The organism is Rhodococcus tukisamuensis NBRC 100609 (assembly GCF_001894985.1).
In the GTDB taxonomy this organism is placed as follows: domain Bacteria; phylum Actinomycetota; class Actinomycetes; order Mycobacteriales; family Mycobacteriaceae; genus Rhodococcus_G; species Rhodococcus_G tukisamuensis.
Genome location: NZ_BCXG01000022.1, coordinates 68,018 through 90,645 on the forward strand (window position 1 = coordinate 68,018; position 22,628 = coordinate 90,645).

17 protein-coding genes and 1 pseudogene are annotated in these 22,628 nt (G+C 70.7%); 11 read left to right on the top strand and 7 right to left on the bottom strand.

Annotation, left to right across the window (positions count from 1 at the left end; all coding sequences use genetic code 11):
• Positions 1 to 85: 85 nt before the first annotated feature.
• Positions 86 to 3,496: an ATP-binding protein gene (locus tag RT2_RS19475; protein ID WP_083577499.1), complete on the bottom strand. Its 3,411-nt coding sequence runs from the start codon at positions 3,494 to 3,496 to the stop codon at positions 86 to 88.
• Positions 3,497 to 3,573: 77 nt separating this feature from the next.
• The gene (locus RT2_RS19480) at positions 3,574 to 5,019 is read right to left on the bottom strand and encodes an MFS transporter (RefSeq protein WP_072846453.1); all 1,446 of its coding nucleotides are present in this window, start codon (positions 5,017 to 5,019) and stop codon (positions 3,574 to 3,576) included.
• A gap of 173 nt (positions 5,020 to 5,192) precedes the next feature.
• Between RT2_RS19480 and RT2_RS19485 the strand changes: the two genes are divergently transcribed.
• Positions 5,193 to 6,029, top strand: a complete 837-nt coding sequence (locus RT2_RS19485) for a shikimate 5-dehydrogenase (protein ID WP_072846454.1) — start codon at positions 5,193 to 5,195, stop codon at positions 6,027 to 6,029.
• A 168-nt stretch (positions 6,030 to 6,197) separates the two neighbouring features.
• On the opposite strand, the gene RT2_RS26560 is transcribed toward RT2_RS19485, so the two are convergent.
• Together RT2_RS26560 and RT2_RS26565 are read right to left on the bottom strand one after the other, a co-directional pair.
• Positions 6,198 to 7,061: a sulfurtransferase gene (locus RT2_RS26560; protein ID WP_072846474.1), complete on the bottom strand. Its 864-nt coding sequence runs from the start codon at positions 7,059 to 7,061 to the stop codon at positions 6,198 to 6,200.
• Between the two features lie 30 nt (positions 7,062 to 7,091).
• A pseudogene (locus tag RT2_RS26565) lies at positions 7,092 to 7,679 on the bottom strand (O-acetyl-ADP-ribose deacetylase); the annotation flags it as partial.
• Positions 7,680 to 7,708: 29 nt separating this feature from the next.
• Here RT2_RS26565 and RT2_RS19500 point away from each other — a divergent pair.
• Together RT2_RS19500 and RT2_RS19505 are read left to right on the top strand one after the other, a co-directional pair.
• Positions 7,709 to 7,966 (top strand): GlsB/YeaQ/YmgE family stress response membrane protein, encoded by a 258-nt coding sequence (locus RT2_RS19500; protein WP_072846475.1) that lies wholly within the window; start codon positions 7,709 to 7,711, stop codon positions 7,964 to 7,966.
• A 117-nt stretch (positions 7,967 to 8,083) separates the two neighbouring features.
• Complete coding sequence (locus RT2_RS19505; RefSeq protein WP_072846476.1) at positions 8,084 to 9,337, top strand: benzoate/H(+) symporter BenE family transporter; 1,254 nt, start codon at positions 8,084 to 8,086, stop codon at positions 9,335 to 9,337.
• Positions 9,338 to 9,681: 344 nt separating this feature from the next.
• On the opposite strand, the gene RT2_RS19510 is transcribed toward RT2_RS19505, so the two are convergent.
• Positions 9,682 to 10,713: a phosphotransferase family protein gene (locus tag RT2_RS19510; RefSeq protein ID WP_072846455.1), complete on the bottom strand. Its 1,032-nt coding sequence runs from the start codon at positions 10,711 to 10,713 to the stop codon at positions 9,682 to 9,684.
• A complete protein-coding gene (locus RT2_RS19515; protein WP_072846456.1) occupies positions 10,710 to 11,972 on the bottom strand; it encodes an acyl-CoA dehydrogenase family protein in 1,263 nt (420 codons plus the stop codon). The genes RT2_RS19510 and RT2_RS19515 overlap by 4 nt, the downstream gene beginning before the upstream one ends.
• 139 nt (positions 11,973 to 12,111) lie before the next feature.
• Here RT2_RS19515 and RT2_RS19520 point away from each other — a divergent pair, with 139 nt between their 5' ends.
• The 6 genes from RT2_RS19520 (at position 12,112) to RT2_RS19545 (ending at position 18,928) form a co-directional block, all read left to right on the top strand.
• A complete protein-coding gene (locus RT2_RS19520; RefSeq protein ID WP_072846457.1) occupies positions 12,112 to 13,518 on the top strand; it encodes a cytochrome P450 in 1,407 nt (468 codons plus the stop codon).
• A gap of 52 nt (positions 13,519 to 13,570) precedes the next feature.
• Positions 13,571 to 14,974 carry a cytochrome P450 gene (locus RT2_RS19525; RefSeq protein WP_072846458.1) on the top strand — a complete coding sequence of 468 codons (1,404 nt, stop codon included), beginning with the start codon at positions 13,571 to 13,573 and terminating at the stop codon, positions 14,972 to 14,974.
• A 104-nt stretch (positions 14,975 to 15,078) separates the two neighbouring features.
• A complete protein-coding gene (locus RT2_RS19530; RefSeq protein ID WP_072846459.1) occupies positions 15,079 to 15,447 on the top strand; it encodes a DoxX family protein in 369 nt (122 codons plus the stop codon).
• Positions 15,448 to 15,565: 118 nt separating this feature from the next.
• Positions 15,566 to 16,672, top strand: a complete 1,107-nt coding sequence (gene pdhA / locus RT2_RS19535; RefSeq protein ID WP_072846460.1) for a pyruvate dehydrogenase (acetyl-transferring) E1 component subunit alpha — start codon at positions 15,566 to 15,568, stop codon at positions 16,670 to 16,672.
• On the top strand, positions 16,669 to 17,646 hold the full coding sequence (locus tag RT2_RS19540) for an alpha-ketoacid dehydrogenase subunit beta (RefSeq protein ID WP_072846461.1): 978 nt from the start codon (positions 16,669 to 16,671) through the stop codon (positions 17,644 to 17,646). Before pdhA ends, RT2_RS19540 begins: the two co-directional genes overlap by 4 nt.
• A gap of 10 nt (positions 17,647 to 17,656) precedes the next feature.
• Positions 17,657 to 18,928 (top strand): dihydrolipoamide acetyltransferase family protein, encoded by a 1,272-nt coding sequence (locus RT2_RS19545; RefSeq protein WP_083577501.1) that lies wholly within the window; start codon positions 17,657 to 17,659, stop codon positions 18,926 to 18,928.
• A gap of 10 nt (positions 18,929 to 18,938) precedes the next feature.
• Here RT2_RS19545 and RT2_RS19550 read toward each other — a convergent pair whose 3' ends face one another.
• Positions 18,939 to 20,540 (bottom strand): MFS transporter, encoded by a 1,602-nt coding sequence (locus RT2_RS19550; protein ID WP_072846462.1) that lies wholly within the window; start codon positions 20,538 to 20,540, stop codon positions 18,939 to 18,941.
• 211 nt (positions 20,541 to 20,751) lie between these two features.
• On the opposite strand from RT2_RS19550, the gene RT2_RS19555 reads away from it, so the two are divergent.
• Together RT2_RS19555 and RT2_RS19560 are read left to right on the top strand one after the other, a co-directional pair.
• On the top strand, positions 20,752 to 21,054 hold the full coding sequence (locus RT2_RS19555) for an amphi-Trp domain-containing protein (RefSeq protein WP_072846463.1): 303 nt from the start codon (positions 20,752 to 20,754) through the stop codon (positions 21,052 to 21,054).
• A gap of 74 nt (positions 21,055 to 21,128) precedes the next feature.
• The gene (locus tag RT2_RS19560) at positions 21,129 to 22,325 is read left to right on the top strand and encodes an MFS transporter (protein ID WP_072846478.1); all 1,197 of its coding nucleotides are present in this window, start codon (positions 21,129 to 21,131) and stop codon (positions 22,323 to 22,325) included.
• Positions 22,326 to 22,628: the final 303 nt, after the last annotated feature.

Below are 22,628 nucleotides of genomic sequence, written 5' to 3' on the forward strand. Positions count from 1 at the left end.
GGAAACGATGGCCGAAACCACTTGGCGGGTTCTTGGCGCGCAGATCCGAACGGATCCAAGGTTTCGCCAAGCCCGACGGCCTGGCTCAGTCGAGGAGCGAGCGCGCCTGCGATGCAACCGCCCGCATACCGCGGTGTTCGGCTTCGTCGACCACGGCGGCCAACACCCGGGTGCGGTCGGCGGAGGCGGACATGAGCTGCGCGCGAAGCAGCCTGCACCGCAGGAGGGTCGGGGCGCCGGAGGTTCTGGAGCAGATCTCCTCCGCGCGGTCGAGCAACGTCGATGCGTGCTCGATCCGGCCGAGCATCGCGTGCAGACGCGCGGACGCTTCCGCCACCGCACCGATGACTCCCACCTGCCCGACGTTCGCGATCCGGTCGGCGAAGGGCGAGAGGAGTCCGAGGAACAGGTCGCCGTACTCGGTCAGGGACAGGTCGGCGATCACGTGGGCGATCAATGTCTGATGTCCCAGCGTGGTCCACACGTTCGGTCCCGGATCCGACGTCCATCGCGCGATACCGTCGGCCGCGGCCCGCCGGTCCCCCCTCGCCGCCGCGATCGCGATGTCCCAGGCCCTCGGTTCGACGAAGCCGGGCACCGTGTCGGCCAGCTCACCCTGCGCCCACTTCAGACTGTTCAGGGCGAGATCGTCACTGCCCGCGGTGTACAGCTCGGTCTTCAGGTGAATCTGCCGCGCCGTGTCGTACTGTCGCGCGGTCCATTCGAAATCACCGCGCCATTCCGCGAGCGTGCCCTCCATCCATCGCAGCTGGACTCGAACCACAGGTAGGCGCAACAGGTCGCAACCGATGATGCCCTGGCGCACGTGCGCGGCGGCGGCCTCGGTATCGGCGAGATTCAACTGCGTCATGGACGCGACGGTGTGCGCAATGACATCGTCGACCCGCGACTGCTGGTGTGGCAGTCGGAGAAGCTCGGTCAACAACTCGACGGATTCACGACTGCGGCGTGCCACACCCGAGAAGAGGAGTATCCGTCCCAGCAGTGCATCGGCCACCACATCGGGATCACCGTGGTTGCGAGCAAGCTCGAGTGACCGACGGCTCATCTCGTCGGGCACCGCCGAATTCGGGTGATAGCAGCTGCCGACGGCGAGTGCAGCGAGGACCCGCGTATGCGCGACCGGATCGGATTCGACGAACAACTCCAGTGCGGCGAGGCGCTCGAGCAGCGGGCCGGGATCGCGGCCGTACGACACCCACGGCCACGCGCCGGCCGCCCGCAGCAGAGCCGCGGCCAGTCTCCCGGCGGCCGACGTCCGCCCCTCCCGCACCGCATCGAGCAGACCGGCATCGACAACGTCGAGGACTGTCTGCCCGCGACCGGCCCTCGCCAGCGCCTCAACCCGGGCCACCAGCAGGTCGTCGCGGTCGCCCGCGGACTGCTCCGACGCGGGCAGCAGGTCGAAGGCCTGCACCGCGGCCTCCCACCAGTGCGCCGCGGTCTCGGAACTCCACCGCTCCGTCGCCTCTCGGGCGGCGGCCGTGCAGGCGTCGAGCACCTCGCGCGGATCCACCAACGGCAGTGCGGAGCACAGGTGCTGGGCCCGCCGGCTCGATCGGTCGGCATCGGACGAGGCCGCCAGCACCTCGGCCACGCGCGCGTGGATACGTTGTCGACGCAACGCCGGTATGGCCGCCAGTACCTCGTCCCGAAGCAGCCCGTGGGCAAAGACGTACCCACCGGATCCGGGGGCGGACACGATGATTCGTTCGTCGGCCGCATCGTCGAGGTAGTCGGCCAGCGTGTCCGTGTCGAGCCGGGTGGCAGCGGCGAGGACGTCCACCTCGACCGCGTCACCGAGGACGGCCGCAACCCGAAGGACCTGCAGCACCGCCGGTTCCACGGCCGCGAGTCGGCGGCCCAGAACCGAGCGGACGGCCATGGGTATCCCGTCGCCGAGACGCTCGTCCCGGGGCAGTCGCGCGTACTCGGAGACGAACAACGGGTTACCTCCGGTCCGGTCCGCGAGCATGCGCACCTCGACCGGGCTCAGTTGTTCGCCGGCGACATAGCTGGCCAGTGTGTCGACCTCGTTCTCGGCCAGTGCCGGCACCGCGATGTGCCGATTGCCCTCCCCTCGAAGCACCGAGTCCACGAACCGGGGTACGACTGTCCCGATCTCGGAGTCGCGGACCGTCACCACGAACCACACGGGGCGGTCGCGAAGTGCGCCGACCAGATACGTCAGGCACCGCAGCGACGTCGGGTCGGCCCACTGGATGTCGTCGACGATGACGGTCAGCGCGGGTGTGCCCTCCGCCGCGGACTCGATCGCCGCCAGCACCCGCTCGTACACGGCGAACCGCGCCTCGTCCGGATCGACATCGGTCGGTGGGATCAGCACCGTGTCCCCGTCGCCACCGACCTCAGTCACCATCCGACGGATCGGCCACCACGCCGGGGCACCGTCGTCCTCCGGGCAACGAGCCCACACCGCGGTTCCCCCGACCGACACGGTTCTCGCCGCACACTCCTCCGCGAACCGGGTCTTGCCGATCCCGGCGGGTCCGGTCAGGACCAACCACCGGCTCGCGCCGTGGCGGACGTCGTCGAGCATGCGCTCGACCATCTCGGTCTCGGTTCCGCGCCCGACGAACACCCGCCGCGGCGCCGCAGCGCCGGCCTCGCCCGGTCCGGCCGTGCCCGTGAACGACGGATCTGGCACCGGAACCTTCTCTGCCCCCGTCCATCCGGGGGTCCGAGGCCAGGCCGCCAGACTCGGGTCATGCCGCAGGATCGCCCCCTGAAGGGCCTGCAGCTCGGCGCCCGGCACCAGACCCAACTCGGAGTCCAGGCGGTCGGCGTGCAGCCGGAACTGTTCCAACGCCTCCGACGACCGGCCGGCCCGGTGCGACGCGAGCATCCGGAGCCAGCAGGTCCGGTCTCGAAACGGAAATTCGCCGGCCAACTGAGCAGCCTCGACGAGCGCAGGCGGCAGGCGTCCCAGGGCGAGGAGCGCGGTGATCCGGGTCTCCCGGCACTCGGTCCGCGCCTCGTCGAAGGCCGCACCTTCCGCCTGCATCCAGTGTTCGTCGCTCAGGTCCTCGAGCAGTCGGCCCCGCACCGTGACCAACGCTCGATCGGCCGTCGTCAACGCGCTGTCCCACTCGCCGGCCTCCGCGAACCCTCGCGCGGCCTCCGCGTCCGCGAGGAAGGTGGACAGGTCGACCTGGTCGGCCGAGACGTCGAGAACGTACCCGGGCGGTTGACGCACGATGGGCGACGTGTCGCCGCTCGCACCGCGGAGCGCCCGTCGCAGATTCGAGATGTACGCCTGGAGGCTCGCCATCGCGCTCGCGGGAGCCTCGTCCCGCCACAGGGCGTCGATCAGGCGATCGGTGGACACCACGCGTCCCCTGCTGAGCAGCAGGACCGCGAGAACCGTGCGTTGCTTCCGCGGTCCCAGATCGAGAGCCTGCTCGCCGGTGTCGGCGCGAGCCACCTCGAGCGGTCCGAGCAGTCGATAGATCATCCGCGTGCTCCCCCGATCTGCCGACGCCGAGTCGCTCGAGTGTAAGGACAGCGAGCCGGCGGTGCGCACCAAAACAGTCACCTGGGTACCGGGACGACCTCGCGGGACTGCTCGACGGCCCGGGCCGCGGATCGCCTCGCGGGCAGCGCCGCCGCACACACCAGCGCGCCGAGGGCAGCGATCAACGCGGCGACCAGCAGGGCCTGTTGCAGGCCGACCACGAACTCGGTCGGCGACCCGCCCGGCAGCATCGACTGGGCGGGCAGGAAGATGCCGAGGCCGGCGACGCCGACCGCGATTCCGGTCTGGCGGAACGCGTCGTTGATGCCCGCGGCCAGCCCCGAGTGCTGCGCTGTGCCCTCACCGAGCACGAGGCCGCTCATCACCGGATTGAACACTCCGGCGCCGACGCAGCTCACCACGAACCCGGGCAGGATCGCGTATGGCGAACTCGACACGTCGACGACGGTCATCATCAGCAGGCCCACGGCCACCAGCAGCAGCGAGCCCGTCAACAGGACGGACACCGGGACTCGTCCGTCGAGCTTGGCCGTGGCGCCCGCGACGACGAACATGGCGACCGTCGCCGGCAGGTACACCAACCCCGCCTCGACGGGCGAGAGGTGTAGCACGTTCTGCAGGTAGAGGGTGGTGTAGACGAACACCGCGAACAGGGAGGCGGAAATCGCGAACGCCGCGACCTGAGCTCCCGCGAACGCCCGGTTGGCAAGCAGGTGCGGCGGCAGCATGGGTGCGCTGGTGCGAGTTTCGTGCCCGACGAACGCGATCAGCGCGGCCGCGGCGACCACGAGTGCGACGACCGGTTGCGCGTCGGTCCAGCCGGTTTCGTTGCCGCGCAACAGCCCGAAGACAAGTGCCGCCAGCCCGGTGGAGATCAGGATCTGGCCGATCACGTCGGCACCCCGCGGATTCGGGTCACGTGACTCGGGCACCCACCTCGCGGTCACCGCCAGTGTGACGAGTCCGATCGGAATGTTGACCAGAAAGATTGCGCGCCAAGACAACATCTCGGTCAGCAACCCGCCGACGAGTGGGCCGACGGCGAACGCGCCGCCGATGGTGGCCCCGTACGCGGCCAGGGCGCTCGCCCGCGCGGGTCCCTCGTCGAACACGTCTGCCAACAGGGCCAGCGAGCAGGCGAAGAGAACGGCGCCGCCGACACCCTGCACGGCCCGCGCCAGGTCGAGGACCCAGATGTTCGGTGCCAGCGCGCACAGCAGGGAGGCAACGGTGAACAACACGATCCCGAGTTGGAACACATGGCGGCGGCCGCGCCGATCCGCCCAGGAGCCCGCGCTGAGGACCACGGTGGCCAACGCCAGGGTGTACGCGTCCACGACCCACTGGAGTCCGCTGACACCGGCGTCGAGGTCGGATGCGATCGACGGCAGGGCCGTGTTGACGACCGCGATGTCGAGCATCAACATGGCGGTGGTCACGCACACCACCGTCAGCGTCGCTCGACGCGTGGCCGCGCTCTTCGGAATGGTCTCGACTGTCATCGTCCGTCCTAGGGTTTCGAAGGGAAGGGACGGGGCGCGTCCCACCGAAACCCTGCGCGTGCACGCTTGGCGGAAGTCGGGCGAAACTCTTGGAACCGCGGCGGCTGAGGCGGCCGCCACATGTCATCGAGTTCAGCTGGACGCTCGCCGACGCCCGGCGCTAGCGTCGACGTGTGGCCACCAAGAGCAGGGACGACATCACAAAGGACACGACGCTGTGCATGTCGCTGTCCGCTCGACCGTCGAACATCGGCACGAGGTTCCACAACTACCTCTACGACGAACTCGGCCTGGACTTCGTCTACAAGGCGTTCACCACCACCGACCTGCCGAGCGCGATCGCCGGGATCCGCGCGCTCGGGATCCGGGGTTGCGGGGTGTCGATGCCGTTCAAGGAGGCGAGCATCGAACACGTCGACGTCATGCACCCGTCGGCCTCCGCGATCTCCTCCGTGAACACCATCGTCAACGAAGCCGGCACGCTGCACGCCTACAACACCGATTACGAGGCCGTGGCCACGCTGCTGACCGAGCATGCGATCTCGACCGACTTCGAGGTCGCCGTCGCGGGCAGCGGCGGCATGGCGAAGGCGGTCGTCGCGGCACTGCGCGACAGCGGGTTCGCCGCGGTGACGGTCGTCGCCCGGAACTCCGAGACCGGGCGCGACCTCGCCGAGCAGTACGGCTTTGCCTGGCGCCCCGAACTCGGCGAGCTGCGGCCGCAGCTCCTGGTCAACGCCTCCCCGGTCGGGATGGCGGGCGGACCGGGCGGCCAGTCCGAGTCGACACCGTTCGAGGCCGCCGCGATCGAGGCGTCGCGGGCCGTGTTCGACGTGGTCGCGATGCCGCCGGACACCCCGCTGGTCCGCGCCGCCACGGCGGCCGGCAAGCAGACCATCACCGGCGCCGAGGTGATCGCGCTGCAGGCGGCCGCCCAGTTCCGGCTCTACACCGGGGTCACCCCCACCGCGGACCAGGTGCGCCGGGCGTCCGAGTACTCGAGAAGCTGAAGTCTCGAGACGCTGAAGTACCCGAGATGCCGGCTCAGGTCGGTTTGTGCGCCAGCACCCGAAAGACGATGCCGCCCCGGCCCGTTCGGCTGACCTCGTCGACCACGAACCCCGCCGACTCGAGGTAGCCGACCGTCGAACACCTTCTCGACCTTCGCATTTCCGGGTTCACGAATCGCTGTCTCCGGCCGGCGTGGGCCCGGTGGCCGACGGCCGGGCGGGATCGGCCGACCACTGCGACCAGGACCCCGGGTACAGCGCCGCCTCGATCCCGGCCAGTGCGAGCGCGGCGACCTGGTGCGCGGCGGTGACCCCGGACCCGCAGTAGACCGCGGTCGGCGTCGACGCGTCCACCCCGAGGTCGGCGAACCGTCGCCGCAGCTCCTCCTCGTCGGCGAATCTGCCCGACCCGTCCAGGTTCTCGGAGGTCGGCGCGCTCACCGCGCCCGGGATGTGCCCGGCCCGCGGATCCACCGGCTCCGCCTCGCCGCGGTACCGCTCGCCGGCGCGGGCGTCGAGCAGCACCCCGGACGCCGACCAGGTGGCCGCCTGCCCGATGTCGACGGTCGGCAGGTGTCCGGCCGACAGCGTCACGTCGCCGGCGGCGGGCGGCGCGCCCGGCCCGGACTCCACCGGGAATCCGGCGCCGGTCCACGCGGCCAGCCCGCCGTCGAGCAGTCGCACGTCGGCCACCCCGGCCCAGCGCAGCAACCACCACGCGCGTGCGGCCGCGGTGTTGCCGGTGTCGTCGTAGACCACCACCGGGTCGCCCGCCGAGATGCCCCACCGCCGCGCGGCGGCCTGCAGGTCCGCCACGTCGGGCAGCGGGTGCCGCCCCCGCCCGGCCGAGGCCGGCGCCGCGAGCTCGGTCTCGAGGTCCACGAAGACCGCCCCCGGCAGGTGCGCGGTCTCGAAGTGGCGGCGGCCGTGCCGGTCGCCGAGTGCCCAGCGGACGTCGAGCAGTACCGGCGGCCTCCCCGACGAGGCGCCGCCCGAATCGATCTGCGCCGCCAGCTCTTCCGCGGTGACCAGCACCGCCGACCCGCCGGACCGCAGTTCGTCGCGCAGCAGGTCCGCCACCTCGTCGCTGAATGCGACGAAGGTGACGTCCTGCACGGCCGTCCGGGCCTGACGCACCGCGGTCACCGCCTGGTGCACGGCGTCGGCCCGAGGCCAGCCGTACACGCCAGCGGAGATCAGCGGGAAGGCGACGGTCCGGGCGCCCAACTCGTCGGCGACCGCCAGGCTGCGGGTGTACGCCGAGCGGAGCACCGGCGAGCGGTCCTCGGTCTCGAGATACACCGGGCCGACCGTGTGAATCACCCAGCGGGCGGGCAGGTCCCCGGCCCCGGTCGCCACCGCGTCCCCGGCGGGCAGCCCGTGCGGCAGCGTGCTCGCGCGCAGCCGCCGGCAGTCGGCGAGAATCTCCGGTCCGCCGGCCCGGTGGATCGCGCCGTCGACGCCCCCGCCGCCGAGCAGACTCGAGTTCGCCGCGTTGACGATCGCGTCGGCGGGGAATCGGGTGATGTCACCTCGAACCACGTGGAGTTCCACCATCGATTCACCGTACGCCCGAGAACGGCATTCTCGGTCCCGCTGGTCGTGATGGGCCGGGTCGGGTAGAACGAATGCAGCACTACGACAACTCATCGAACGCCCGAACGAGCGAAGGAGTGGTCATGCTCTCACTGGGAATCTTCAGCTGGATCATCCTCGGCGGCCTGGCCGGCTGGATCGGCAGCAAGATCATGGGCACCGACGAACAGCAGGGCATCATCGCCAACATCGTCGTCGGCATCATCGGCGGCCTGGCCGGCGGTTTCCTGCTGAACCTCTTCGGCGTCGACGTCAAGGGCGGCGGGCTCATCTTCAGCTTCCTCACCTGCCTGCTCGGCGCGGTGATCCTGCTGTTCATCGTCAAGAAGGTCAGGAGCTGACGTAGCGTCCCGCTGCGCCCGCCCACCCGGCGTCCGGGGAGGGCGGGCGTAGCCACGCGTGGGCAGCGTGGGCATTCGCGAGGCCGACCACGACCGCTGCGAGAGACAATGACCGCCATGCCCGACGCCGTCAGCCCCGAACAACCCGCGCCCGCCGCACCGACCGCCACCCCGCCGGCCGAAGTCGGGATCGCGCACCCGATCAGCGCCGGCGTGGTCACCGCCCTGGTCGGGTTCACCAGTTCGTTCGCCGTGGTCCTGACCGGCCTGCGCGCGGTCGGCGCCAGCCCGTCGCAGGCCGCGTCCGGCCTGATGGCGCTGTGCGTCACGCAGGCGGTCGGGATGCTGTGGCTCTCCCGCCGCTACCGGATGCCCCTCACCCTGGCCTGGTCGACGCCCGGTGCCGCGCTGCTCGCGGGCACCGGGATGGTCGCCGGCGGCTGGCCCGCCGCGGTCGGCGCCTTCGTGGTGGTGGGCCTGGCCGTGGTGCTCACCGGGCTGTGGCCCCGGCTGAGCCGGCTGATCGCCGCGATCCCGACGCCGCTCGCGCAGGCCATGCTCGCCGGGGTGCTGCTGCCGCTGTGCCTCGCGCCGATCACCGCCTTCCGGGACTCCCCCGCCGCCGTCGCACCGGTGGTGCTGACCTGGCTTGTGCTGCAGCGGTTCTCCAAGCGCTGGGCGGTCCCGGCCGCGTTCGGCGTGGCCGCGGTGGTGATCGGCGTGTACCTGGTCACCGGGGACGCCACGCTCGACACCTCGACGCTGCTGCCGACGCTCGAGCTCACCGTCCCGCGCTGGTCCGGGCAGGCGATGATCGGCATCGCGGTCCCGCTGTACATCGTGACGATGGCGTCGCAGAACATCCCCGGCACAGCGGTGATGGGTGCGTTCGGCTACCGGGTGCCGTGGCGAGCCGCGATGGCTGTCACCGGCATCGGCACCGTGGTCGGCGCCCCGGCCGGCGGGCACGCGATCAACCTGGCCGCAATCAGCGCTGCTCTGGCGGCCGGACCGACCGCGCACCCCGACCCCAGACGCCGCTGGGTCGCGGCGTTCACCGCCGGCTGCGCCTACCTGGTGCTGGCGTTGTGCTCGGCGGCACTGGCCGCGCTGGTGGCGGTGGCGCCGGCGGGAGTCGTCGAGACGGTGGCCGGCCTGGCCCTGCTCGCCACGCTCGGCGGCTCGCTGGTCGCCGCTCTCGCCGACGAGTCGGACCGCGAGTCCGCGGTGCTCACCTTCCTGATCGCGGCGTCCGGGGTCAGCATCCTCGGCATCGGGTCGGCGTTCTGGGCCCTGCTCGCGGGCCTGGCCATCCGGCTGATGCTGCGCGCCCGGCCGTTCCGGAGGACCACGTCACCGTCGGCCGGATGAGCACCGCCGCCGGACTGGCCCGTCCGCGGTAACAGCGGGTGAGACGCCGAACGCCCCGCGCTCGTGCGCGGGGCGTTCGGGACTTGGCGCTCGGCGGAACCAGGGTGCAGACCTCAGGCGGTGGTACGCGGATCGATTCCCGGTGCAATGGAGCCCCCGCCGAACAGGGCGGCGATCGTCGCGATGATTTCTTCCATGCGGTTCTCCTTGATCATGTTCACGTCGTTCGCCGAGGGCGACTCCACGAGGAGTCTGCACTGCCCCACCCACCGGTGTACCTGCTTTGGACGGACCCTTTCGAGTGCGGCGAGCCGCCGCGAAACAGGGACCGATCACCCGCGCAACTACTGCAGGCCGGCCTCCGCCGCGACGATCGTCGCCCGGGCCACGATGTCGTCGATGATCTTGGTCGACGGACCGCCCACCGCGGCGGTGTTTCTCGGGTCCTCCATCGTGCGGCGCAGCACCCCCTCCGCGATGATCGCGAGCTTCCACAGCGCCAGCGCGTGCCAGAAGCCGAGCGCGGCCGGATCGCGGTGGGTCTCGTCGAAGTAGGCCTGCGCCAGTTCCGCCCGGGTCGGGAAGCCGTCGAGCGTGGACGCGATGAACGGCCCGGTCACCACGTCGCCGGCCTCCGACCAGTAGGCCAGCAGCGCGCCGACGTCGGCCAGCGGGTCACCGAGCGTGCACAGTTCCCAGTCCACCACCGCGACCACCCGACCGTCCTCGCGCGAGGTGATCACGTTGCTCAGGTGGAAGTCGCCGTGCACCAGGGTCAGTTCCCGCTGGTCGGGGATCGAGCGGGCGAGCACCCCGGCCAGTTCGTCGACCTCGGGCACGTCACGGGTCTTGGACTGCTCCCACTGTCCCGACCACCGCTTGAGCTGCCGCTCGGCGTACGGCGAATGGCTCGCCAGGTCCTCGAGGCCGGCCAGTTCGAGGTCGACGCGGTGAATGCTGGCCAGCGCGGCGGGCATCGACAGCCCGGTGGCGCGGCGCCGCTCCGGGGTGAGCGCTTTGGCCACCCCGATGCTGTCGATCACCACCCCGTCGACGTAGCTCATCAGCATCAGCGGCGAGTCGGTGACGGCCGGGTCCTCGGTCAACGCAAGCACTTTGGGGACCGGTACGCCGGTGCCCTGCAGCGCGGAGAGGATCCGGTACTCGCGGGCCACGTCGTGCGCCGATGCCAGCAGGTGTCCGAGCGGCGGCCGGCGCAGCACCCACTGCGCGCCGCCCGAGTCGTCCACCTGGAAGGTCAGGTTCGACTGGCCGTTCCCGATCCGGGTGAAGGTCAACGGCGCGACCGCGCCGACCCCCAGGTCGGCGATCCACGCGGACACCGCCTCCTCGTCGAGCCCCACTGCGTTGCTCATCCGCGTGCTCCCTTCGTTGTGTCGACCTGCGCTGCCGCCTTCGCCGCCTCGGCATCGAGCCGGTACGGCCGCAACTCCTGCCGGGCAATCGTTCTCTTGTGCACCTCGTCCGGGCCGTCCGCGAGCCGCAGCGTCCGCAGGTGCGCGTACGCCGACGCCAGCGGGAAGTCGTCGGACACCCCGCCGCCGCCGTGCACCTGGATCGCGCGGTCGACGATCTTCAGCGCCATCTGCGGGGCCGCCACCTTGATTGCCGCGATCTCGGTGCGGGCCTCCTTGTTGCCGACGGTGTCCATCAGCCAGGCCGCCTTGAGCGTGAGCAGTCGGACCATCTCGATCTCGATGCGCGCCTCGGCAATCCAGTCCTGGATGTTCGCGCGCTCGCTGAGCGTTCGGCCGAACGTCACCCGGGTCGAGGCGCGCAGGCACATCAGTTCCAGTGCCCGCTCGGCCATTCCGATCGCCCGCATGCAGTGGTGGATCCGGCCGGGTCCGAGCCGCGCCTGGCTGATCATGAAGCCGGCACCGGGGCCGGCCAGCACGTCGGCATCGGGCACCCGCACGTTCTCGAACAGCACCTCGGCGTGGCCCTCACGGTCCTGGTAGCCGAACACCGGCAGCCCCCGCACCACCGTCACGCCCGGGGCGTCGATGGGCACCACCATCATCGACTGCTGGCTGTAGACGGGGCCGCCGGGATCAGTCTTGCCCATCACGATGAGCACCTTGCAGTTGGCGTGCAACGCGTTCGAGGTCCACCACTTGCGCCCGTTGAGCACCCACTCGCCGCCGTCGTGGTCCATCGTCATCGCGATGTTCGTGGCGTCCGAACTGGCGACATCGGGCTCGGTCATCGCGAACGCCGACCGGATGGTGCCGTCGAGCAGCGGGACGAGCCACCGCTGCTTGTGCTCTTCGGTGCCGAAGAGGGTGAGCACCTCCATGTTTCCGGTGTCCGGCGCACTGCAGTTGCACGCCTCCGACGCCAGGTGGCTGCGGCCCATGATCTCCGCGAGCGGGGCGTACTCGGAGTGGGTCAGGCCCGGGCCCCACTCCGGATGCGGGTGGAAGAGGTTCCACAGCCCGCGCCGGCGGGCCTCGACCTTGAGCTCCTCGAGGATCGGCGGCTGGAAGTGCGGATCGCCCGCCGCGCGCATCTGCTCTTCGTAGACGGCCTCCGCCGGGTAGACGTGCTCGTCCATGAAGGCGAGCAGTCGTTCCCGATAGTCCTGGCAGCGCTCGGTCGGTGCGAAGTCCATCAGCGATCATCCTCTCCGCAAGCACAGTGCGACGAGCCCCGACGACAGTCGTCTGTCGATGGTAGGCCGACCGCGTGCGGTACGCGGCCGGAAGCAACGAAACCGTGCCAGTCGTCGCGACCCGGGTCAGGATGGGTGCATGGCCGTCCCGACCACGCGTCGGCACCCTCGGGTGCCACACCCGCCTCACCGTATCCCGTTGCTGGGCGACGTGATCGGCGTCAGCATCACGAAACCGACACAGAACGCGATGGCGTATGCGCGCCGGCTCGGGCCGATCTACGAGCGGCGGGTGCTCGGCTACAGGTTCACCTTCGTCTCGGGCGCCGAGCTGGCCGCCGAACTCAACGACGAGAAGCGTTTTCGCAAGCAGCTCGGGGTGGCGCTCGAGGCGCTGCGCCCGATCGGCCACGACGGCCTGTTCACCGCCCACAACGACGAACCGAACTGGTCGACCGCCCACAACGTGCTGCTGCCCGGGTTCACCCAGTCCGCGATGCGCGGCTACCACCAGACGATGCTGGACACGGTGCGCGAACTGACCCGGCACTGGGACCGCCAATGCGACGACGGCACCTGGGTGGCGGTCACACCAGACATGAACAAGGTGACGCTCGAGACCATCGGCCGCGCCGGATTCGGCTACGAGTTCGGTTCGTTCAGCAGCGAGGAGCAGCACCCGTTCGTGGCGGCGATGCTCCGCGCGCTGAGCTTCGCGCAGCGCTCCACCTTCAAGATCCCCGTGCCGCTGCTCGGCGGTGCGCTCACCCGCCGCACCGCGCAGCAGAACCGCGCCGACCTCGCGTACCTGGCGGAAGTCGTGGACGAGGTGATCGCGTCGCGCCGTGCGAACCCCCACGAGCGGCGCGACGACCTGCTCGAGCTGATGCTCACCAGCACCGATCCCGAGTCCGGGCGACGCCTCGACGAGGTCAACATCCGCAACCAGGTGATCACCTTCCTGATCGCCGGGCACGAAACATCATCGGGCGCATTGTCGTTCGCGCTGTACTACCTCGCCAACCACCCGGAGGTCGCGGACCGGGCACGCGCCGAGATCTACCGGGCCTGGCCGGCGGGTGCCGAACCCGACCCCACCTTCGAACAGGTCGCAAAGCTCCGGTACCTGCGACACGTCCTCGACGAGACCCTGCGGCTGTGGCCCACCGCGCCCGGCTACATGCGAGAGGCCCGCGAGGACACCCTGATCGGCGGTCGGTACCCGATGAAGGCGGGCGACGCGGCGTTCGTGCTGTTGCCGCAGGTGCACCGGGACCCCGCGTGGGGTCCCGACGCCGACGCCTTCGACCCCGACCGGTTCCTGCCCGAGCACGCGCACTCGCGGCCCGGTCACGTCTACAAGCCGTTCGGCACCGGCATCCGCTCCTGCATCGGCCGCCAGTTCGCGCTGCACGAGACCGTCCTGGCGTTGGCGCTGATCCTGCACCGCTACGACCTCGAACCCGAGCCCGGCTACCGGCTCGACGTCGAGGAACTGCTCACCCTCAAGCCGTCCGGGTTCCGGGTCCAGCTGCGACGCCGGTGACCGCTCGCCGCACGAGAGCAGACAAACCGATCGGTCTACGAGACAATGAGGCATGGCGTCGCCCGGCGTCGTCGACACGCGCCAGATTCCGCACCCTCCGCACCGGATACCGGTGCTGGGCGACCTGCTGAGCGTGGACCCGGCCAGCCCGACCCAGACCATGGCGCGGCACGCCCGCACCCTGGGGCCGATCTTCGAGACGAAATTCTTCGGCAACCGCATGGTCGTGGTGTCCGGGCCGGACCTGTACGCGGAGCTCGGCGACGAGAAACGCTTCGGCAAACACGTCGGATTCGGCATCGCCGCCGCCCGCGAATTCCTCGACGACGCGCTGTTCAGCGCCTACACCGACGAGCCGAACTGGTCGCGGGCGCACAACATCCTGATGCCGGCCTTCACCCTGCCCGCGATGAAGAACTACCACGACACGATCCTCGACACCGTCCGCGAGCTGCTGGCGCACTGGGACCGCCGGCTGCAGTCAGGACCGGTGGACGTGCACATCGACACCAGCAAGCTGACGCTCGAGACCATCGCCAGGATCGGCTTCGGCTACCACTTCGACCCGTTCACCCGCGGCGAGCCCGATCCGTACGCGGCCGCCGTGATGCGGACCTTCGCCTACGTCGGGCGCAGCGCCTACCGGATCCCGGTGGACTGGCTCGAGCGCCTCGTCCACCACCGCGCCAACGCCCAGATGGACGCCGACGTCGCCTACATCCGCCGGGTCGTCGACGAGGTGATCGCGGCCCGCCGGGCCTCGCCCGAGGCCGCGCCCGACGACCTGCTGGCGCTGATGCTCACCACCGCCGACCCCGCGACCGGCGAGCACCTCGACGACGCGAACGTACGCAACCAGGTGATCACCTTCCTCAACGCCGGGCACGAGACCACCTCCGGCACCCTGTCGTTCGCGCTGTACATGCTCGCGACCCATCCCGAGATCGCGGCGCAGGCGCGCGCCGAGCTGCACACGTTGTGGCCTGCCGGCGCCGACCCGGACCCGGCGTTCGGCGAGATCCACCAGCTGCGGTTCCTGCGCCGCGTCGTGGACGAGACGCTGCGGCTGTGGCCCATCGCCCCCGGGTACTTCCGGGAGCCGCGGCGCGACACCCTGCTCGGCGGACGCTATCCCTTGGCCGCGGGACAGGCGGTGCTGGCGTTGACCCTGAAGGTGCACCGCGACCCCGTCTGGGGCGCGGACGCGGAGTCCTTCGACCCGGACCGGTTCCGGCCTGAGCGCGCCCGGACCCGGCCGCCGGGCCTCTACAAGCCGTTCGGCACCGGCGTCCGGTCCTGCATCGGCCGCCAGTTGGCGTTGCACGAGACGGTGCTGGCGCTCGCACTGATCCTGCACCGCTACGACCTGGTGCCCGAGCCCGGGTACACGCTCGAGGTGGCCGAGGAGTTCACCCTCAAACCCGCGAACCTGCGGCTCGGACTGGTTCGCCGCTGACGCTCGGCCGTGTCGCCTTGACCCTGCCCGCATCCCCAGTAGCCTCGGACGGCGGGCGTAATTCATACGCCAGCTGAAAGTTTTGTGACAGTCAGGGAGAGCCAGTGGACGTCGTTGCCATCGTTTGCACGATCGTCCTTGCGATCGGTGCCCTCGGCGCGGCGATCCCCAAGGTCCGGCTGCGCGGTACCGCCTGGACCGCACTGCGCGATCGCGGTCTGACCGCCAACCAGGTCCGCGCGATCGGGGCCGCAGAGATCACCGGTTCGGTGGGCGTGCTGGTCGGGCTGTTCTGGTGGCCGCTCGGCGTCGTCGCGGCGGTGGGACTGCTGCTGCTGATGCTCGGCGCGACCGCCTTTCACGTCAAGTACGGCGACTTCGGCAACCCCGACATGCGCGGTCCCGCCGTGTACCCGGCCGGCCTCGCGGTCCTCGCGGTGGTCGTGATCGTCGCGCTGCTCCTCGCGAACTAGGGCACGCCCCTCACCCGCTTGCGCCGCCCGCCCAAAGGGGGATGCTGAGAGTAGGACTCCAACAACGTCGGACGAGGCCCCACAAGGGCCTCCCGACGTAGGCACCAGGAGGTCGACAATGACCGACAAGATCGCCTACCCGGTCCAGCTCGTCCAACCCGACGGACGACGCGTGCACCGGGCCGCCTACTCCGAGCTCGTCGCCGACGTCGGCACCGCGGAACTGCGCGCACTGTACGAGGACATGGTGGTGGTCCGGCGCGTAGACGGCGAGGCGACGGCGCTGCAACGCCAGGGCCAGCTCGGCATCTGGGTGCCGAGCCTGGGGCAGGAGGCCGCGCAGGTCGGCTCGGCCCACGCGATGGCGCCCGACGACTACGTCTTCACCAGCTACCGCGAGCACGGCGTCGCCTACTGCCGCGGCGTCGAGCCGGCCCAGTGGCCGCGGCTCTGGCGCGGCGTCGCGCTGTCCTGCTGGAACCCCGACGAGCTGGGCCTGACCAACCCGGCGATCATCGTCGGCGCCCAGGGCCTGCACGCCACCGGCTACGCGATGGGCGCGCACTTCGACGGCGCCGAGATCGCGACCTTCGCCTACTTCGGCGACGGCGCCACCAGCCAGGGTGACCTGTCCGAGGCGCTCGGCTTCGCCGCCACGTTCAACGCCGGCGTGGTGTTCTTCTGCCAGAACAACCACTGGGCGATCAGCGAACCGGTGACGCTGCAGAGCCCGTTCCCGTTGGCACAACGCGCATCCGGCTTCGGCATCCCCGGGATCCGGGTGGACGGCAACGACGCGCTGGCCGTCCTGGCCGTCACCCGCAGCGCCGCCCGCCGGGCCCGCGAGGGCAGCGGCCCGACGTTCGTCGAGGCCGTCACCTACCGGATGGGCCCGCACACCACGTCCGACGACCCGACGCGGTACCGGACCGGCGCGGAGCTGGAGGTCTGGCGGGCGCGTGACCCGATCGACCGGCTGCACCGGCTGCTCGAACGCGAGGAGGGCCTCGATGCCGAGTTCCTGGCCGCGGTGAATGCGAAGGCCGAGGACACCGCGGCCGCGTTCCGGGCGGCGACGGTGACCCTGCCCGATCCCGACCCGATGCAGCTCTTCGAGCACGTCTACACCCAGGACCACCCGCTGATCGACGAGGAACGCGAACAGTTCGCCCGCTACCTCGGCACCCTGTCCGTTCCCGAAACACTGTCGGAGGCCCGGTCATGACCACGATGACGCTCGGCGGCGCCCTGAACGCCGGGCTGCGGCGGGCGCTCGAACAGGACCCGAAGGTGGTGCTGATGGGCGAGGACATCGGCCAACTCGGCGGCGTCTTCCGGATCACCGACACCCTCCAGAAGGACTTCGGCGGCAACCGGGTCATCGACACCCCGCTGGCCGAGTCCGGGATCGTGGGCACCGCATTCGGGATGGCGCTGCGCGGCTACCGCCCGGTCTGCGAGATCCAGTTCGACGGGTTCGTCTACCCCGCCTTCGACCAGATCGTCTCGCAGGTCGCGAAGATCCACTACCGCACCCAGGGCCGGGTGCGGGCACCGCTGACCATCCGGGTGCCCTACGGCGGCGGAATCGGTGCGGTCGAACATCACTCGGAGTCGCCGGAGGCCTACTTCGCGCACACCGCGGGGCTGCGACTGGTCAGTCCCTCCAACCCGAACGACGCCTACTGGATGATCCAGCAGGCCATCGCCTCCGACGACCCGGTGCTCTTCTTCGAGCCCAAGCGCCGGTACTGGGACCGCGGCGAGGTGGACACCGACGCGCAGCCCGAACTCGACCTGCACCGGGCCCGAGTCGCGGCGCCGGGCACCGACGCCACCGTGGTGGCATACGGGTCGGTGGTGCCGACCGCGCTGGCCGCGGCGAAAGTGGCCGAGCAGGAGGGTCATTCGATCGAGGTCATCGACCTGCGTTCGCTCTCCCCCGTCGACTTCGACGCCGTCGAGGCGTCGGTCCGCAAGACGGGCCGATTGGTGGTCGCACACGAGGCGCCGGTGTTCCTCGGCCTCGGCGCGGAGATCGCCGCCCGGATCTCGGAACGTTGCTTCTACCAGCTCGAGGCGCCGGTGCTGCGGGTCGGCGGGTTCGCCACCCCGTACCCACCGGCGAAGCTCGAGAAGTACTTCCTGCCCGACCCGGACCGCATCCTCGACGCGGTCGACAAGACGCTCGCCGCCTGAGGGGTCCGCCGTGGCCGACCGCAGCCCGCAGCCCCTGCACGAGTTCCGACTGCCCGACCTCGGCGAGGGCCTGACCGAGGCGGAGCTCGTCTCCTGGTCCGTCGCGGTGGGCGACACCGTCGCGCTCAACCAGGTGATCGTGCAGGTGGAGACGGCCAAGGCGGTGGTGGAGCTGCCGTCCCCGTACGCCGGCACCGTCCTGGCGCTGCTCGCCGAGCCCGGCGCCACCGTCGCGGTGGGGGCGCCGCTGATCCGCATCGGCGAGCCGGGCGCGGGTCCTGCGGAGGGTTCCGAGCCTGGCCCGGAGGCGTCCGGATCCGGGTCGGTGCTGGTCGGGTACGGTCCCACCGCGGCCGCGCCCAGCCGGCGCCGGACCCCGGGTGCCGCCGCTCCCCCCACCCCCGGTAGCGCTGCGTCCACGCCGGTCCGGCCCGACGCCAAGCCGTCGGCGCGCAAGCTCGCCCGCGAACTCGGCGTCGACCTGAGCGAGGTGCCCGGCTCCGGGGCGGGGGGCGCGATCACCACCGGCGACGTCCGGGCCTGCCATGATGCCGCCGAGCCGAGCGCACCCCAGCCCGACGCGACCGCCGCGCGCGAGACCCGCACGCCGATCCGCGGCGTCCGCAAGCAGACCGCCGACGCCGTTGTGCGCAGCGCATTCACCGCCCCGCACGTCACCGAGTTCCTCACCGTCGACGTCACCGCCTCGATGGACCTGCTCGCCACGCTCCGCGCCACGCCCGCCTACACCGGGCTCAAGCTCACCCCGCTGGCGCTGGTGGCGAGGGTCCTGGTGGCGATGCTGCGCGCGCACCCGGCCCTGAACTCGAGCTGGGACGAGGAGCGTCAGGAGATCGTCACCCGGCACTACGTGAACCTCGGCATTGCCGCCGCCACCCCGCGCGGCCTGCTCGTCCCGACGATCCGGGATGCGCACCTGATGGGCCTGCTGGAGCTGACCCGGGCGATCGACGACTTGGCCGAGACCGCCCGGGCGGGCCGGGCCACCCCGACGGACCTGTCCGGCGCCACCGTCTCGATCACCAATGTCGGGGTCTTCGGGGTGGACGCCGGCACCCCGATCCTCGGCCCCGGGCAGGCCGCGATCCTGTGCCTCGGCGCGATTCGGCCACGCCCGTGGGTCGTCGAGGACCGTGTCGTCGTCCGCCAGGTTGTCACCCTGGGTCTCTCGTTCGACCATCGGCTGGTCGACGGCGAACAGGGCTCGCGCTTCCTCGCCGACGTCGGCGCGACGCTCACCGATCCGCTCACCCTGCTCTGACCAGGCAGCGTCAGACCAGCCCGGTCCCGTCGCCGGAGGCCTTCGCCGGGGGCTCCGGCATCCGCATCATTCGGTACGAGTTGAACAGCCCGACGAGACCGGCGAGGAGCGGAACGAGCAGCGCGATCTGCAGGGCGAGCGGTCGCGCGTCGGTGTTGATGCGGATGATCTCGTCCTGAGTCTCCGGCGGTTGGCCGACGAGCAGTTGTTCGAGCTGGGTGTTGCTCATGACTTCGGCGTCGTCCTCGAGCACCTGCGCCACCCGCTGCTGATCGGCCGGCGGGAGCACGGTGCTCGATTCCGTCATGGCGGTGAACGTGAAGGACAGGGTTGCCAGCATGACTGCGCCGGCGAACGCCAGGCCGAACGAGAGCCCGAAGGACCCCGCCGCCGAATTCACGCCGGCGGCTTCGCTGATCCGTTCCTCCTCTATCGGGGCGAGGGTGTAGTTGTTGAGTTGAGAGACCAACAGCCCCAACCCCGATCCCGCGATCACCAGGGGGATCACGAGGCCCCAGCCGAACTCCTCCCTCGGCACGATCGGGATCAGCGCCGCGATCCCGATCGTGAGAAGCACGAATCCCCACCGGATGATGCTGCTGGGACGCCGATCGCCGGCCCTCTTCCCCGCGAGCAGCGCCACTGCGAACATGCTGAGCGAGAGCGGGGCGAGAGACAGGCCCGCCTGCATCGCGTTGTACTCGAGCACCATCTGCAGGTAGATCGGCAGCGCAATCATCGTGCCGCCCAGGGCAATCTGCTGGAGCATCTGTCCCGTGATCCCCAGCCTGAAGACCTTGGAGCGGAACAGGTCCGGGTCCAGCAGCGCCGGCCGCCCTGCTCGCTTGCGCCGGACGAGCCAGTAGGCCAGCCCGGCCAGCGCAGTCGCACCCATCGCCAGGAGCGCACCGACGGCCTCGCCGCCCTCCTGCCACACCAGGATTCCCAGCACGATGCCGCCCATGCCCAGAACGGAGAGCGCCGCGCCGACCGCGTCCACGCCCCGAGGCCCCGTGTACGACACATCGCGGACGAGTCCGATGCCCGACAGCACGACCGCGATGATGACGACCTCGAGCACGAAGCCGAGGCGCCACGACAGATAAGTGGTGATGAAGCCTCCGAGCAGCGGTCCGACGGCAGCGGCAATCGCGGCCGCCGCCCCGACGAGCGCATAGACCTTCTTCTGAGCGCCGCCCTCGAAGTTGCCGTGGATGAGGGACTGCATGGCGGGAAGCAGGAGCGACGCGCCGATTCCTCCGAGCACGGCCCAGAAGACGATGACCACGGTCAGGCTCTGCGCGAGCGCCATTGCCGATGCCCCGACCGCGTAGCCGAGTAGACCCAGCACGTACGCCCGCTTGCGTCCGACGAGGTCGCCGACCTTGCCGCCGATCAGGATGAACGCGGCGGACACCAGCGCCTCGAGAGCGATCGCCGCCTGAACGCCGCTGACCGTCGTGTCGAGGTCCCGCACCACCGACGAGATCGACACGTTCATGAGCGATGTGTCGACGACGAGCACGAACATCGCCATCGCCAGCAGCACGGCGAGCAGCAGTCGGGGGCCCGTCGCCCGCTCGGACTCACCGGCGGCCAGCCGGCCCGTCATCGGACCGCCGCCGTCCGGCGGCTCAGGGGTTCGGCGCAGAAACACGAGGCCCACAGCATCACGGCCACCTCCCGGGGCACCCACCCGTTTCGGCCACTCAGCCTGTCGGGCAACCGAGGTAGGCCGTTCTTACGTCACTAGAAACGAGTGTGTCACGCGTAGTTCTCACGGGCTACGGTTGTCACACACTTCGCCGATGTCAGGAGCAGTCGTGCCCAAGCTGGAGATCAAGAGAATGTCCGAGCTCTCCCGGAAGGAAGTGTCCGACCGGCTCATCGCGCTCGGGCGCGCCCTCGCGGGCGACTCCGAGGTCGAGCTTGGCTCGGACGGCGACTCGATCACGATCCTCGTCGCCGACCAGGTCCAGTGGGAACTCGAGATCGAGGTCGAAGGCGACAAGACCGAGATCGAGATCGAGATCAGCTGGCGCGACGGTCCGTCCGACGAATCGGAAGCCGCGGTTCCGGTCAAGCCCGTGCGGCGCGCGCGACCGCGCAAGAGCACCGCCAAGTGACGGGGCCGGTGCCCGTGTGGGCTCCTGTCGGCACCGACTCGCCGGCGGCACAAAGGTAGAAAGGACGGGTGCGACTGACAAGCCCGACGATCACCGGCCCCGTCCGGCTCCGCCGGGCCCGCGCCGCGATCTTCGGCATCTTCGCCGTCAACGGCTTCCTGCTCGCCGCGTGGGTGGTGCACATTCCGTCGATCTCCGACCGCACCGGCATCAGCCACGCCACCCTCGGCTGGCTGCTTCTGGTCCTGGCGGGCGGCGCGCTGATCGGCATGCAGATCGCGGGCCCGCTGGCGGACCGTTGGGGCAGCAGGCGACTGACTGTGTCGGCCGGGCTGCTGATCTCCGCCGCGATGATCGGGCCGGCACTGGCCACCGACACCGCCGGGCTGGCGGTGGCGCTGGCCGTGTTCGGCTTCGGCAACGGCGCGCTGGACGTGTCGATGAACTCACAGGCCGTGCACGCCGAGCGCGCGTACGGACGGCCGATCATGTCGGCGTTCCACGCGTGCTTCTCGGTCGGCGGGGTGGTCGGCTCGCTGCTCGGCGCGGCGACGCTCGCCGCGGGCTGGACGCCGCTGACGTCGCTGACCGGTGCGTCGGTGATCGGCCTCGTCACCGTCGGGGCGTGCGGACCGTTGCTGTTGCAGCACGTCGTGCACGAGCACGAGTCCGACCGTCCTGTTGCCGCGGCCAGGCCGAACTCCCGCAAGGTTCTCACCCTCGGCGCGGTCGCGTTCGCACTGTTCCTCGCGGAGGGCGCGGCCAACGACTGGAGCACCCTACAGGTCAAGGAGCACCTGGGCGCTTCCGAGTCGACCGCGGCGTTGGCGTTCGGGGCGTTCGCGGTGATGATGACCGTCGGTCGCTTCACCGCGGACCGGGTCAGCGCGGCGTTCGGCGCGTTCGCGGTGGTCCGCTACGGCACCCTGATCGCGGCCGCCGGCCTGGCGGTGATCATCGGGTCCGGCTGGTTGTGGCTGACGCTCTGCGGCTGGGCGCTGTTCGGGCTCGGCCTGTCCGGCTGCATCCCGCAGATCTTCACCGCGGCCGGAAACCTGAGCGAGGGCGCGGCGGGCGTGAACATGTCGCGGGTGGTGGGGATGGGTTACGTCGGCCTGCTCGCCGGACCGGCGCTGCTCGGCTGGCTGACCACGCTGATGCCGCTGACCGCGACCCTGCTGGTGCCGCTCGGGCTCCTACTGGTCGCGTCCCGCTACGCCGGGGTGGTCGGTCGCGCCCCCGCACCCAGCACGTCCAGCCACTCTGCCTGAGCGCCCATCTGTCCGAGGGCTCATCTGGCCGAGTGCTCCGGCGACTTCGGGCATTTCGACCACCACGTCGCCGAGCTGCTTGTACGTTCGGGCCGCGCACCGACATTTCACCGAGCAAGGGAGCCACCGCATGGCCAGCCTCGACGACTTCGATCCCGTCGCCATGGTGATCGCGATGATCACCACCGCCCTCATCCCGACCGGCAGCGTGATCACCTAGACGCCGTCACAGGCCCACGAAACGACCGCAGGCGTCCTTCCCCGATCGATTCGGGGAAGGACGCCTGCGTCAGAGAGCGAGTC

What these genes read in the sequence shown, in the direction of transcription:
- RT2_RS19520 (WP_072846457.1), top strand. Translation starts at nt 12,112, where the DNA reads ATGGCCGTCCCGACCACGCGTCGGCACCCTCGGGTGCCACACCCGCCT.
- pdhA (WP_072846460.1), top strand. Translation starts at nt 15,566, where the DNA reads ATGACCGACAAGATCGCCTACCCGGTCCAGCTCGTCCAACCCGACGGA.
- RT2_RS19540 (WP_072846461.1), top strand. Translation starts at nt 16,669, where the DNA reads ATGACCACGATGACGCTCGGCGGCGCCCTGAACGCCGGGCTGCGGCGG.
- RT2_RS19475 (WP_083577499.1), bottom strand. Translation starts at nt 3,496, where the DNA reads ATGATCTATCGACTGCTCGGACCGCTCGAGGTGGCTCGCGCCGACACC.
- RT2_RS19550 (WP_072846462.1), bottom strand. Translation starts at nt 20,540, where the DNA reads ATGACGGGCCGGCTGGCCGCCGGTGAGTCCGAGCGGGCGACGGGCCCC.
- RT2_RS19500 (WP_072846475.1), top strand. Translation starts at nt 7,709, where the DNA reads ATGCTCTCACTGGGAATCTTCAGCTGGATCATCCTCGGCGGCCTGGCC.
- RT2_RS19510 (WP_072846455.1), bottom strand. Translation starts at nt 10,713, where the DNA reads ATGAGCAACGCAGTGGGGCTCGACGAGGAGGCGGTGTCCGCGTGGATC.
- RT2_RS19515 (WP_072846456.1), bottom strand. Translation starts at nt 11,972, where the DNA reads ATGGACTTCGCACCGACCGAGCGCTGCCAGGACTATCGGGAACGACTG.
- RT2_RS19505 (WP_072846476.1), top strand. Translation starts at nt 8,084, where the DNA reads ATGCCCGACGCCGTCAGCCCCGAACAACCCGCGCCCGCCGCACCGACC.
- RT2_RS19525 (WP_072846458.1), top strand. Translation starts at nt 13,571, where the DNA reads ATGGCGTCGCCCGGCGTCGTCGACACGCGCCAGATTCCGCACCCTCCG.
- RT2_RS19480 (WP_072846453.1), bottom strand. Translation starts at nt 5,019, where the DNA reads ATGACAGTCGAGACCATTCCGAAGAGCGCGGCCACGCGTCGAGCGACG.